The following is a 13,303-nucleotide window of genomic DNA, read 5'->3' as shown; positions in this document are numbered from 1 at the left end:
CTAACAGCTAACAGCTAACAGCTTACAGCTAACACCTTAAAGCTCTAACGTAAACGTTATACCCGCTACTCTTGGCTCACCTAATTGCACGTAGGTGTGTGTAGCGTAACCATCAAGTGGGTCGTTACCAAACTCAAAGCCGCGGGTTGGTACTTCTTCGTCAAATACGTTACGTGCCCATGCGCGCACTGCCCACATGTCGGCTTCGTAGCCTAAACTTAGGTTTACTAAATTGCTGCTGGGTGCTTTTGAATTATGGCTATCTGAGAAGTAATAATCGTCCTTACCTTCAACACCAATCATACCGTACAGCTCATTAGTAAAGTTGTAACGTGCGCTAAATGCGTATTGGTATTTAGGTGATTGCGCTTGCTCACGACCGTCTTGATTTAAGCCAGATTGCGTTACAAAGTCGTCAATTTCTGTGTTTAAGTAACCGGCACTACCTGTTAAGAATAAATCTTCGGTAAGTTGGTAACTACCTTCAACTTCTAGCCCGTAGTTGCTACCAGAGCTTGCGTTATCAACGTAGCCTGTAAATTGCTGACCTTCTACTTGCCATGCTTTTAGCTGTATGTTGTCGCGGTGCATATAAAATGCTGCTAAACGAAGGGTAAATTTATCATCAAGCGATGAACCCTTAACGCCAAACTCGCCGCTCCAAAGGTATTCTGGGTCAAAGCTTGTATGCTGCTGGAAAAAATCAGCATCTAGGTTTAAGCCTTCATCCTTAGCTTTTGCTAATGCTTCTGAATTAATACCGCCAGCTTTATAACCACGGGTAATGCTGGTGTAGATCATAGTACGATCAATCACTTGGTATTCAAGTGCTATTTTACCGCCAACCATTACGTCGTCAGTCTCTTCAATAAAGCCGTTGCTGTCGGTGTAATCACCTTGGTATTGCTCTACACGTAAACCGGTAATGAGCGTGGTTTTAGGGCCGATAGGTGTGGCTACTTGGCCGTAAACAGCTACGTTACTGGTTTCGTAGGTTGATGCAAATGGACTTGCAAGCCAAGTGTATTCGCGCTCTAAATCTACGTCGCGGTTTTGATAGTAAACACCGGCAACCCAGTTACCTGTTTTAGAATTAAACTGTAAATTAGCCGATTGATCATCGCGATCACGCGTGTAGACATCGGTTGAGCTATAACCCCAAGGGTGTAGGCCAGCTGCACATAATTGTGGCTCGCTTGCATCGTTACATACCCAGTCTTCATCAAAGCTGTAAAGTAGCTCTGTATCAATGGCTGAAAGGTTTAAGCTTACATCAAAGGCATCAAAGCCTGTGTAGGTATTATTAATACCAATGGCGTAGCTTTGTTGATTATCTTGGCCTGGCTCGTCGGCTACACTATTACGGCTGTTATCAAGCGTGAACGCATCGTAGCCGTTGTTTATATCTATGTAGTGCAGGTTTAACTCTGTGTTTAAATGCTCAGTAAGTTGGCTGTTTAATTTAAAGCGGGCTACTTGCTCATCTTGTTGTTGAGTTTCGTCGTTTAAATATAGGTTATCTACGTAGCCATCTGATTTTCTACGGAAGTAGCTTACGCGGGCACTTGTGTCGTCGGTTAAGCCGGTACTTGCTGCAAGGCCTGCTTCGCGCGAGTTATAAGTACCCATACCCACTTGTAATTTTAAGCTAGGATCGGCAGTTGCCTGAGCTGATTCCATTTGGATCATACCGGCCATGCCGTCTGCACCAAAGCGAGTGCCTTGTGGGCCGCGGTAAATTTCTACCTGGTCTATATCAAATAATAATGAGCTGCCACCTAAACCCGAGTAGTTAATGCCGTCAATAACTAAGCCAACCGATGGGTTAATTGGATCTACAAATTGTGAACGAAGTCCCACTCCACGAATTTGAATATAACGACCACGAGAGGCACCAGATGTAAAGTTTACGTTGGCTGTACTACCTAGCATTTCGTCTAAGTAACTTGCACCACGTTGATTAATTTCATCTTTGCTAAATAGGCTAGCGCTAGCGCTTAATGTTTGAATGCTTTCACGTTGAAAGTCGCCTGTAACAACAATTCGTTCTAGGTCGCTGTCATCAGCGTTTGCTATAAGTGGTGTACTAATTAGCGGTAATAACGCCGCAGTAATTAAAGACAAACGTAAGTTCATTAGGTTACTTAACTCCATTTTGGGGACTCGTATGGTAGCAATTATTTTAATACTTGTGTTATAACGCAGCGATTATACGTTAAATAATCAGGATTACTAATATGACCTTTAAAGTTGATTTTAAAGTGCGCCATTACGAATGTGACCTACAAGGAATTGTAAATAACAGTGTGTACTTTAATTATTTAGAGCATGCTCGCCATGAGTTTTTATTTGCAAATGGGATTGATTTTGCACTACTAGCAAAGCAAAAAGTTAATTTAGTGGTGATACGCAGTGAGGTTGATTATAAACATTCGCTTGTACCAGATGATGAATTTTATATAGCAGTTGAACCTGAGCGTATAAGCCGTATAAAGTTTGCGTTTAAGCAAACCTTAGTACGTAAACACGACAATAAAGTAATGCTACAAGCCAAGGTTATAGGCACTTCGGTTAATGAAAAAGGGCGCCCTTTTTTACCTCCCGAAATAGATAATTTATTTAAAAATTACACCCAAGATTAGCGCGTATAATTTTAAGGGGCTGTGACCTTTGGGATTAAATTTAACCTAGTTTGTTTTATAGCAGCGCCTAGGCAGTGGGGTTGTTTATCGTAAATAGCGGGTAGCGTAGGTGCTGTTATCGAGCCCACTAAGTTACAAACCAAGCAAAGCGATTAAAGCCCCCTTACTGTGAACACGTTTTAATCTGCAAAGTTCAACACTCTCTAAACTATCATAGAACAAAAATTTACATTTAAAACATGCATTTTTAACGGATAAACCGCATAAAAATTGTTACTATTACGGTAATTAAATATTTAGTTAGAAATAGCATGAAATTAGCAGCACTACCGATGCTTTTAATCGGTTTATGTATTGGTTGTACAGCCACAGGGACGGTGACCACTGAGCAGCTAAAGTATACACAATGGCAACTATCAAAGGTTGATGGTTTAGCTGTGCCGGCCTCTTACAGTGCATCAATGAGCTTTATTGAAGCGTTGCAAGTAAACGGGTTTGCAGGATGTAATAAGTTTTTTGGTGAAGGCGAGCTTAAAGACAGCAGTATTAGCGTTAATAAACTTGGCATGACGCGTAAGTCGTGCGGAGCAGACGTTGATGAGCTAGAGCAGCAGTTTTTACAAGCGCTACGAGAAGGTGCAACGCTTACCATGCAAGGCTCACAGTTAGTTATGCAGGGCGATCAAACTTTTTTGTTTATTGCAAAGTAGTGGCATGAGTATTTAAAACTGCCCCTTGCAGGCAATTTTTAACTGGCGTACACTCAACGCTGATTTGATCAAAATAGCAAATCAACGAACATAATTTTACTTGTCGGAGTGCCTTAAATAATTAAGGCTGAGATCGCGAAAGCGGGATCCGTGAACCTGATCAGGTTAAAACCTGCGTAGGGAACAAGCTGCCTAAAATGGGACGCTTGTGCGTCTTTTTTTATGCGCGCAACAAAATAACTAGCCATTTTAGGCCGCAAAGCAGCGTAACCACTGCTTTACGATCTTTCTCTATTCCTTATGGAATATCTGACAAGACAACCCTTTAGCAATGAGGTAAGTCATGTCAAACACTACAAATAAGTCTACACGTCGAGAAACGCGCGCTGCTGCGTCAGATTATATTTATAATTTAACGGGTCAGCCATTTCCAAGCTCACAAAAAGTGTATGTTGAGGGCAGCCAAAGCGGTGTACGCGTGGGTATGCGCGAAATTACATTAAGCGATACGTTTATTGGTGGCGATGAGCAAAACCCTGTGTATGAGCCAAACGATCCACTGCGTGTTTACGATACATCAGGCCCGTATACCGACCCTAACTTTGAATTAGACGTACGTAAGGGATTACCTAAATTTCGTGAGCAGTGGATAAAAGAGCGCAACGACACTGAAGTGCTCGACTCGGTCACTTCGCAATTTGCTCAGCAACGTATGGCCGATGACGGCCTTGATCATATTCGCTTTGATCATTTACCTAAAATTCGCCGTGGTAAAGCGGGCAAAAACGTGACGCAAATGCATTATGCTCGCCAAGGCATTATTACCCCTGAAATGGAATACGTAGCCATACGCGAAAACATGGGCCGTGCACAAATTAGAGAAGAGCTATTAGCAGCACAGCATAAAGGCGAGTCGTTTGGGGCGAGTATTCCCGATTTTATTACCCCTGAATTTGTTCGCGACGAAATAGCCCGCGGTCGCGCTATTTTACCAAATAATATTAACCACCCCGAAACCGAGCCCATGATAGTTGGCCGTAACTTTTTAGTTAAAGTTAACGCTAATATTGGTAATTCATCGGTAAGCTCATCAATCGAAGAAGAAGTAGAAAAAATGGTGTGGTCTACCCGTTGGGGCGCCGATACCGTAATGGATTTATCAACCGGGCGTTACATTCACGAAACCCGTGAATGGGTAGTACGTAACTCGCCGGTGCCCATTGGCACTGTACCAATTTATCAAGCGCTTGAAAAAGTAAACGGAGTGGCCGAAGACCTAACGTGGGAGATATTTCGCGATACCTTGATTGAACAAGCCGAGCAGGGTGTTGATTACTTTACTATTCATGCCGGCGTATTGCTGCGTTACGTGCCAATGACGGCAAAGCGTGTAACCGGCATTGTATCGCGTGGTGGCTCAATTATGGCTAAGTGGTGTTTAGCGCATCATAAAGAAAACTTTTTATATACACACTTTGAAGATATTTGCGAAATTTTAAAACAATACGATGTGTGTTTTTCGCTTGGAGATGGCCTTCGTCCAGGTTCGATTGCTGATGCCAACGACGAAGCGCAATTTAGTGAGCTACGTACGTTAGGGGAGCTTACAAAAATTGCGTGGAAACACGATGTACAAGTATTTATTGAAGGCCCAGGCCATGTGCCAATGCACATGATTAAAGCCAATATGGATGAACAATTAGAGCATTGTGGCGAAGCGCCTTTTTACACATTAGGCCCATTAACGACCGATATAGCACCAGGGTACGACCATATAACATCGGGTATAGGCGCTGCACAAATAGCGTGGTACGGCTGTGCCATGCTGTGTTATGTAACACCAAAAGAGCATTTAGGTTTGCCCAATAAAGAAGATGTAAAAGAGGGCCTAATTACCTACAAAATTGCAGCGCATGCGGCCGACTTAGCCAAAGGCCACCCCGGCGCGCAAGAGCGCGATAATGCGTTATCTAAAGCGCGCTTTGAATTTAGATGGCACGACCAATTTAACATTGGTTTAGACCCAGAGCGTGCCCGTGAATATCACGACGAAACCCTACCGCAAGAGTCTGGCAAAGTAGCGCACTTTTGCTCTATGTGCGGCCCTAAATTTTGCTCAATGAAAATTACCCAAGAGGTACGCGATTACGCCAAAGATCTCGAATCACGCGGGATCGATCCTAACAATGTTGGTGATGCAATTGAGATCAAAATGGTTGATGTAGAAGCGCAAATGAAAGCTAAATCTGAAGAGTTTAAACAAACGGGCTCAGAAATTTACCACAAAGCAATATAAGCCAATAACAGGTTAGCGGCTTATGGCTGCTAGCCTGTTATTAAAAGGAGGTTTTATGTTTTACAACATTGCTGTTGTGGGGTTTGGTTTAGCAGGGCGCTTAGCTGCCCTTGAGCTTAGTAAGTCGCATCATGTAACCGTGTTTGAAGCCAGTGACGAACACACACAAAATAGTGCCGGTAAGGTGGCTGCGGCAATGCTTGCTCCGCTTGCTGAGTCGGTATTGTGTGAAACGGATTTAGCCATCATGGGGCTAAATTCTCTCAAGCGCTGGCCAGAGATAGTGAGCGAGCTTGAAGGCGAGGTTTTTTATCAGCAAAAAGGCACGCTGGTCGTGGCGCACCAGCAAGATAAAGGTGACTTACTAAGCTTTAGTCAGCGAATAAAGCCAATAGCAGGGCACAGCGCGCAGGCGTTAAATGCTCAGCAAATAACACAGTTAGAACCCGAATTAGCTAATCGTTTTAACCAAGGTGTGTTTTTACCCTGCGAAGGGCAAATAGATAACCAGGCCTTTTATAAAGCAAGCTTTACCATGCTTAATAAACGTAAGGTTAAGTTTGTTTTTAACCAACGCGTTAGCATTCAAAACGGCGAGGTGAATAACCGCGGGTTTGATTACATTATTGACTGTCGTGGCTTAGGTGCTAAAGGCGATAAACCCCTTAGAGGCGTACGCGGTGAAGTGGCTAGGTTACATGCACCTGAGGTTAATTTAACGCGGCCGGTGCGTTTAATGCACCCGCGCTACCCAATTTATATAGCGCCAAAACCAAATAATGAATATGTAATTGGTGCAACTGAAATAGAGTCTGATGATAGCGGCCCTGCAACAGTACGCTCCACGCTTGAACTACTTTCGGCGGCTTACACTGTGCACAGCGGGTTTGCCGAAGCACGGCTGTTAAATATTCAAAGCGGGTTACGCCCCGCATTTAGCGATAACCGCCCTGCGGTTTTAAAAACAGGTAACGTAATTAGCATTAATGGCTTATATCGTCATGGCTACATGTTAGGGCCCGCCTTAGTGGCTGATGCGTTATCTCAAATAGGGTGAGTAATAAATGACTATAACAATTAATGGTGAGCTGCTAACTATTAAAAGTGCAGTGCTTGTTGATGTATTACAAAATTTTGGTGCAAAGCCTCCATTCGCGGTGGCACTAAATGGCGAATTTATTCCACAAAGTCTGCACGCCAGCACCACAATTAACGAAGGGGATAGCATTGAATTGTTATCGCCTATTCAAGGTGGGTAGCATTATGCAAGGTAACGATTGCTTAACTATTTATGGCGAGCAACTAAATAGCCGTTTATTAATAGGCTCGGCGCTTTACCCCTCTCCAGCGGTGATGGAAGAGTCTATAAAAGCCTCTGGCGCGCAAATAGTAACGGTGTCATTAAGGCGCCAGCAAAGCGCTGCCGCAGGGGATGACTTTTGGCAGCTTATAAAAAACACAGGCCTTAAAATACTGCCTAATACCGCAGGGTGCCACAGTGTAAAAGAAGCCGTAACACTTGCTAAAATGTGCCGTGAAGTATTTGCAACCGATTGGATTAAGCTTGAACTAATAGGTGATGACTACAACTTACAACCCGACCCATTCGCATTGTTAGAAGCCACAAAAATATTAATTAATGATGGCTTTAAAGTATTGCCTTATTGCACTGATGATTTAGTGCTATGCCAGCGTTTAAACGAGCTAGGGTGTGAGGTGCTTATGCCTTGGGGCGCGCCTATTGGCACCGGCAAGGGGCTTTTAAATAGTTATAATTTAAAAACAATTCGTGAGCGCTTACCAAACACAACATTAATTGTAGATGCAGGGCTTGGTTTGCCTTCGCATGCCTGCCAAGCGCTTGAATTAGGGTATGATGCGGTATTATTAAATTCAGCGATAGCAGGGGCTGGCTGCCCAATTACGATGAGCCGTGCATTTAAAGCCGCGGTAGAGGCTGGGCGCTTTGCGTATAATGCCAAAGCAATGCCTGAAAAAGACTTAGCAGCCCCCTCAACCCCTACAATGGGTATGCCGTTTTGGCATCAGCAGTAAGGAAATAAAGAGTATGAATAATTTAGTGTGGACAATTGCAGGCTCAGACTCAGGTGGTGGCGCAGGCATTCAAGCCGATATAAAAGCAATGCAAAGTTTTGGCGTGCATGGTTGTACTGCAATTACCGCGCTTACGGCGCAAAATAGCTTAGGTGTAGAGGCCATTAACGCGGTATCTACCGATATTATTGAATCGCAATTACTCGCACTCGAAAGCGATATGAAAGCCAAAGTAATTAAAATTGGCATGCTGGCTAATGTGCAGCAAATTCAATTAATAAGCGAGCATATAGCACATTACAAAGCTAAATGGCCTGTACCGCCTGTGATTGTTTACGACCCCGTTGCAATTGCTTCAAGTGGTGATGTATTAACTGAAGAAGATACCGTAAGTGCCATTAAAGAATGCTTAATGCCGCTGGTGGATGTAATAACACCTAACACGCACGAAACGCAATTGCTAACAGGGGTGTATTTAATTGGCCCAAGCGCCGTGAAAGACGCTGCTAAAAAGCTATTAAACTGGGGCGCAAAAGCGGTTGTTATTAAAGGCGGGCACTGGGATTACCCAACAGGTTATTGTATTGATTACTGCACACAAAACGGCGAAGAGTATTGGCTTGGTAATAAAAAAATTCAAAGCCCTCATAGTCATGGTACAGGTTGTAGTATGGCCTCGGTTATTGCCGCGTGTTTAGCAAAAGACTACCCTCTAAAAGATGCTTTTATTTTAGCTAAAGCTTATATAAACCAGGGCTTAAAGCAGTCGGTTAGATACGGCGAAGGAATAGGCCCTGTTGCACATACTGCTTTTCCTACACAGTTAGATGACTACCCGCAAGTAATTGAGCCTGGCAGCTGGCTTGGCGATGAGCTTGATTTTGATGTGCCGCTTGAATTTAATATGGCGGCTGATTTTGCACCTTGTGAGAGCAAAAAGCTGGGCTTGTATGCTGTGGTCGATAGCCTAGATTGGCTAGATAAATGTTTGCAGCAAGGTATTACTACGGCGCAGCTTCGCGTTAAAAATAAAACCGACCTTGAGCTTGATGAGTTAATTAAGCAGGCCGTAGAGCTGGGTAAAAAGTACCGCGCTCACGTATTTATAAACGACTACTGGCAGTTGGCAATAAAGCACGGTGCCTACGGCGTACACTTAGGCCAAGAAGATTTAGAAACCGCTAATTTAGCAGCGATTAGAGAAGCAGGTTTAAGGCTTGGGCTTTCTACCCACGGTTTTTACGAAATGTTACGTGCGCACAACTACCGACCAAGTTATATGGCATTTGGTGCTATTTACCCAACCACAACCAAAGATATGAGCGGCCAGATTCAAGGTCTCGATAAACTTAAAAAGTGTGTGCCATTAATGCAAAACTACCCAACAGTTGCCATTGGCGGCATAGATTTAACCCGCGCAAGCGAGGTTGCAAATACAGGAGTAGGCAGTGTTGCGGTTGTACGAGCGATTAGTGAAGCGGATGATTATATTGCAGCAATTAGTGCGCTAAAAAGTGCTATAAACCAGCCTAATGAATAAGCTTAGTGATAAAGAAACCCTGCGTTATAGTCGCCACTTATTATTAAAAGAAGTGGGGTTAGAAGGGCAGTTAGCACTTAAAGCAGCCACCGTTGCAGTAGTGGGAGCTGGCGGGCTAGGTAGCCCTGCACTTTTGTATTTAGCCGCGGCAGGTATTGGTACACTTATTTTAATAGATGATGATGCGGTTGAGCTTTCTAACTTGCAGCGCCAAGTGCTTTATAAAGTTAATCACTTAGGGCAAAACAAGGTCACCGCTGCTGGCAAAGTATTAACAAGCCTTAATAATCAAATAGAAATAGTGATGCATTGTAAAAAGCTCGATGATAACAACGCAGGGGAGCTTTTAAAAAATGCCGACATAGTACTTGATTGCTCTGATAATTTTGCAGCACGTTACAGTGTTAACCGTTATTGCTTTACTCTTAAGTTGCCTTTAATTGCAGGTGCCGCGATTGCAAGTCGTGGGCAACTTATGGGCTTTGATTTTAGGCAAAACAATAGCCCATGTTATGGCTGTGTTTTTGCAAAAAGTGACGCCGCACCCGCTGTAAATTGTAGTAATACAGGTGTAATAAGCCCACTGTTAGGAATTATAGGCTCTATGCAGGCACAGCTTACGCTTAATATGCTGCTAGGGCATGTTAAAGGTAGTGTGTTTATCAGCTTTGATGCGCTGAGCTTAAAGCAACAGCAATTTAAAATGATTAAAGATATAAACTGCAAAGAGTGCGGTGAATAAAGTATGAGGTAATTCGCGGGGCTAAACTCGGAGTTAAGCCATGAGAAGCTGCGCTTCTAACGTGAGCAAGCTCTACGTCTACAGCTAAAATTCGCATCGTAGTTAAATTCATCTATAGGCGCCTTTCTTGCTGGCCCGTTGATATAAAATCTATTTACGCTTTTTATTTTTGGCGTGAGCAAGCTTCACGCCTACCAATAAAAAAGCACCGCGTTTATGGTAAACGCGGTGCTTAATATTTATTTTTACTTACAGCTTACAGCTTACAGCTTACAGCTCTTCACTTTCTTTAATTGTTGCAAATGCGGTGTTTAAACGCGTTACTGTTTCAGGCAGTTGGTCGTCTAAAATGTCTGCTTTATCTGCACCCCATGCTAGTACCACTGTTGAGCCTAGTTTAAAGCGGCCCATTTCTTCACCTTTTTTAAGGGTAATGGCGTTTTCGCCTTTAGTAGGGTAGTTCCAGCTAAACACATCGCTACCGGCTGGTGGTGTTACTGTGCCTGCCCAAACGGTCTCTATGCTGGCTACAATGGTTGCGCCTACTAGTACCATAGCAAGTGGGCCAATTTCGGTTTCAAAAATAGCCACTACACGTTCGTTACGAGCAAATAAATTAGGGACATTGCGCGCTGTAAGCGGGTTTACCGAAAATAAGTCGCCCGGTACGTAAATCATTTTACTTAGTGTGCCGTCTATAGGCATATGAATACGGTGGTAGTCTTTTGGCGCTAAATAAATGGTAGCAAATTTTCCGCCTAAAAATGGTGTTGTATCATCTTCAGAGCCACCTAATAGTGCTTGTAGACTGTAGTCATGACCTTTTGCTTGTATTAGCTGCCCATCAACAATGTCGCCCAGTTGGCTAATAGCACCATCAACAGGGTGAGTAATTACGTTCTCGCCTTGCGCCATTGGACGCACACCATCTTTTAATGGGCGAGTAAAAAATTCATTAAACGTTTTGTAGTGCGCTGGGTCTTCATACAAAGCCTCGTTCATGTCTACTTTATATTGTTTAATAAATAGTTTAATAAGCGTTGTAGTTAAAGCACCTGCTTTTGCTGCTGCTAATTTACCTACTACGCGTGAAATAAAGTGCTTTGGCATTGCATACTGCATTGCAATTTTAAATTTGTCTAAGCTCACAGATTGTTTCCTAAATTAAACGCGAGGTGCGCGTGCACCAGCACGGCCATCGGCCATTGTTTCTAAAATACGGTGGTAGCTGTCGAATCGCAATTGCGAAATATCGCCATCGGCTACCGCTTGTTGAATTATACAGCCAGGGTCGTTTAAATGCTTACAGTCTCTAAAACGACATCCACCTATAAACTCTCTAAATTCTTTAAAGCACCAAGTTACCCGTTCAACATCTAAGTGCCATAAACCAAACTCACGTATTCCCGGTGAGTCAATTAGGTTACCACCACTTGGTAGGTGATGTAAGCGCGATACAGTGGTGGTATGTTGCCCTAAGCCACTGTTTTCTGATACTTCTTTAGTTAATATTTCGGCATCAGGAAGCACAGTGTTAACTAAGGTTGATTTACCTACGCCACTTTGACCAACAAAAATATTATTTTTATCAACCAGTACGTTTTTTAAATCATCTATGCCTTCGCCGGTTACACTACTTACAAGCAGTACCTGATAACCAAGGCCTCGATAAATATCGAGTACTTTTTGAATTTCATTTAGGCCTTCGTCGTCGATTAAATCGATTTTATTAAGTACTAAAATAGGTTCTATACCCATGTCTTCACAGGCAATTAAGTAACGGTCGATAATACTGGGCGTAAACTCTGGCAGTACCGCTGAGACCATTAAAATTTGGTCAATATTTGCAGCGATTACTTTTACGCCATCGTAAAAGTCGGGACGCGTAAGCTGAGAGCGGCGCTCTTGTGTTGCTTCAATAACGCCTGCTAAGTCGCCTTCACTTACTTTTGCGCGGCGAAATAGTACTTCATCACCACACACTAAGTTAGTAACGGTACGGCGAATATTACAGCGTAATACGTCACCTTCTTGTGTTTCTACATCGGCGTGTTGGCCAAAACGGCTGATCACGACAGCGTTTTCGGTTGCGCCCAGATTATCTGTTTGCCACTCTTGTGCGCCACCTTTTGCCAATTTTGTATCGGCATTATTTAAGCGCTTTTGATGATTAGCCTTGATCCTGCGAGATTGGCCTTTACTTAATTTTTTCTGTTTTGCCACTTTTGGCCTATAACCTTGGTTTAAATGTCGGCTTTGCGTATAAAAAAGCTTTAGCTCGACGGTTGATGCTAATATGATATATCGAAATGCGTTGGATCTAAAGAAAAGCACTGTTTAAGGTTACTATGACTATTAATGAATCTAATTTAATTTGGCTTGATCTGGAAATGACTGGACTTGAGCCGGCCACAGATAAAATACTCGAAATTGCGACAGTAGTAACTGATGCCGATTTAAATATACTCGCGGAAGGGCCTACTATAGCTATTCATCAAAGTGATGAGTTGTTAGATGGCATGGACGAATGGTGTACTACACAGCATGGGAAATCAGGTTTGACGGCCCGTTGTAAAGCCAGTACATATGATGAAGCTTATGCGGTTGAACAAACGCTTAATTTTTTAAAGCAGTGGGTTCCTGCTGGTAAATCACCGATGTGTGGTAACTCAATAGGTCAAGACAGACGCTTTATGAATAAGTATATGCGCGAGCTTGAAGACTTTTTTCATTATCGAAATTTAGATGTAAGCACAATTAAAGAGCTTGCCCGACGTTGGAAGCCTGAGGTACTAGAACAGGTAAATAAAAAAGGCTCTCATTTAGCTCTCGATGACATTAAAGATTCTATTATGGAATTAAAGGTGTATAGAGAAAAATTCTTTAATTTGTAAAAAACACTTGCAAACACATTAGATTATTGTAGAATCCTGCCCCGCTCAAGACGATAACCCTCGCGGGGTTGGTGTGTTTGAGTGGTTTAAATACCATCAGTAATTGCGGCACTAGCTTGGTTGCCAGAACGTAGGACGCGACCTGTCGCGCACCAACGGACAAATTACTGACTAAATATGAAGCGGCACTAGCTCAGTTGGTAGAGCGCGACCTTGCCAAGGTCGAGGTCACGAGTTCGAGCCTCGTGTGCCGCTCCAATTTCTCACCAAAGAAATTGAAGTATCGAATAAAATATAAAGCGGCACTAGCTCAGTTGGTAGAGCGCGACCTTGCCAAGGTCGAGGTCACGAGTTCGAGCCTCGTGTGCCGCTCCAATTTCTCACCAAAGAAATTGAAGTATCGAATAAAATATAAAGCGGCACT

Annotated in this window: 12 protein-coding genes, 2 tRNA genes and 1 riboswitch; of the genes, 11 read left to right on the top strand and 3 right to left on the bottom strand. The window is 43.2% G+C overall.

Going from position 1 to position 13,303, the window contains the following annotated elements:
* Window positions 1-36: 36 nt before the first annotated feature.
* Window positions 37-2,154 (bottom strand): TonB-dependent receptor, encoded by a 2,118-nt coding sequence (locus PSH50_RS08915; RefSeq protein ID WP_171038594.1) that lies wholly within the window; start codon window positions 2,152-2,154, stop codon window positions 37-39.
* A gap of 83 nt (window positions 2,155-2,237) precedes the next feature.
* On the opposite strand from PSH50_RS08915, the gene PSH50_RS08910 reads away from it, so the two are divergent.
* The 8 genes from PSH50_RS08910 to PSH50_RS08875 all read left to right on the top strand — a co-directional run bounded on the left by PSH50_RS08910 (window position 2,238) and on the right by PSH50_RS08875 (window position 9,985).
* A complete protein-coding gene (locus PSH50_RS08910) occupies window positions 2,238-2,642 on the top strand; it encodes a thioesterase family protein (RefSeq protein WP_273586720.1) in 405 nt (134 codons plus the stop codon).
* A 311-nt stretch (window positions 2,643-2,953) separates the two neighbouring features.
* Window positions 2,954-3,352, top strand: coding sequence for an META domain-containing protein (locus PSH50_RS08905; RefSeq protein ID WP_004589048.1), 399 nt, complete (start codon window positions 2,954-2,956; stop codon window positions 3,350-3,352).
* Between the two features lie 94 nt (window positions 3,353-3,446).
* Window positions 3,447-3,552, top strand: a riboswitch (TPP riboswitch).
* A gap of 143 nt (window positions 3,553-3,695) precedes the next feature.
* Window positions 3,696-5,648, top strand: coding sequence for a phosphomethylpyrimidine synthase ThiC (gene thiC / locus PSH50_RS08900; protein ID WP_054982298.1), 1,953 nt, complete (start codon window positions 3,696-3,698; stop codon window positions 5,646-5,648).
* A gap of 55 nt (window positions 5,649-5,703) precedes the next feature.
* Window positions 5,704-6,705, top strand: coding sequence for an FAD-dependent oxidoreductase (locus PSH50_RS08895; protein ID WP_273609520.1), 1,002 nt, complete (start codon window positions 5,704-5,706; stop codon window positions 6,703-6,705).
* A 7-nt stretch (window positions 6,706-6,712) separates the two neighbouring features.
* Entirely contained in the window at window positions 6,713-6,907 is a 195-nt protein-coding gene (thiS, locus tag PSH50_RS08890) for a sulfur carrier protein ThiS (RefSeq protein WP_054982299.1), read from the top strand.
* Window positions 6,908-6,911: 4 nt separating this feature from the next.
* Window positions 6,912-7,703 (top strand): thiazole synthase, encoded by a 792-nt coding sequence (locus tag PSH50_RS08885; protein ID WP_096041151.1) that lies wholly within the window; start codon window positions 6,912-6,914, stop codon window positions 7,701-7,703.
* A gap of 13 nt (window positions 7,704-7,716) precedes the next feature.
* Window positions 7,717-9,243, top strand: coding sequence for a thiamine phosphate synthase (thiE, locus tag PSH50_RS08880; RefSeq protein ID WP_273586723.1), 1,527 nt, complete (start codon window positions 7,717-7,719; stop codon window positions 9,241-9,243).
* Window positions 9,236-9,985 carry a HesA/MoeB/ThiF family protein gene (locus tag PSH50_RS08875; protein WP_273586724.1) on the top strand — a complete coding sequence of 250 codons (750 nt, stop codon included), beginning with the start codon at window positions 9,236-9,238 and terminating at the stop codon, window positions 9,983-9,985. The genes thiE and PSH50_RS08875 overlap by 8 nt, the downstream gene beginning before the upstream one ends.
* A gap of 270 nt (window positions 9,986-10,255) precedes the next feature.
* Here the strand turns inward: PSH50_RS08875 and asd are convergent, their stop codons facing one another.
* Together asd and rsgA are read right to left on the bottom strand one after the other, a co-directional pair.
* The gene (gene asd, locus PSH50_RS08870) at window positions 10,256-11,134 is read right to left on the bottom strand and encodes an archaetidylserine decarboxylase (protein WP_004589055.1); all 879 of its coding nucleotides are present in this window, start codon (window positions 11,132-11,134) and stop codon (window positions 10,256-10,258) included.
* Between the two features lie 15 nt (window positions 11,135-11,149).
* Window positions 11,150-12,208, bottom strand: a complete 1,059-nt coding sequence (rsgA, locus tag PSH50_RS08865) for a small ribosomal subunit biogenesis GTPase RsgA (RefSeq protein WP_004589056.1) — start codon at window positions 12,206-12,208, stop codon at window positions 11,150-11,152.
* A gap of 125 nt (window positions 12,209-12,333) precedes the next feature.
* Here rsgA and orn point away from each other — a divergent pair, with 125 nt between their 5' ends.
* From orn to PSH50_RS08850, 3 genes are all read left to right on the top strand, one after another.
* The gene (orn, locus tag PSH50_RS08860) at window positions 12,334-12,879 is read left to right on the top strand and encodes an oligoribonuclease (protein WP_004589057.1); all 546 of its coding nucleotides are present in this window, start codon (window positions 12,334-12,336) and stop codon (window positions 12,877-12,879) included.
* A gap of 182 nt (window positions 12,880-13,061) precedes the next feature.
* Window positions 13,062-13,137 (top strand) — tRNA-Gly (locus PSH50_RS08855).
* A 41-nt stretch (window positions 13,138-13,178) separates the two neighbouring features.
* Window positions 13,179-13,254 (top strand) — tRNA-Gly (locus tag PSH50_RS08850).
* Window positions 13,255-13,303: the final 49 nt, after the last annotated feature.

The sequence above is a fragment of the Pseudoalteromonas sp. Angola-7 genome (assembly GCF_028599255.1).
Classification (GTDB): Bacteria; Pseudomonadota; Gammaproteobacteria; order Enterobacterales; family Alteromonadaceae; genus Pseudoalteromonas; species Pseudoalteromonas atlantica.
This window is presented reverse-complemented; position numbering and strand designations above follow the sequence as displayed.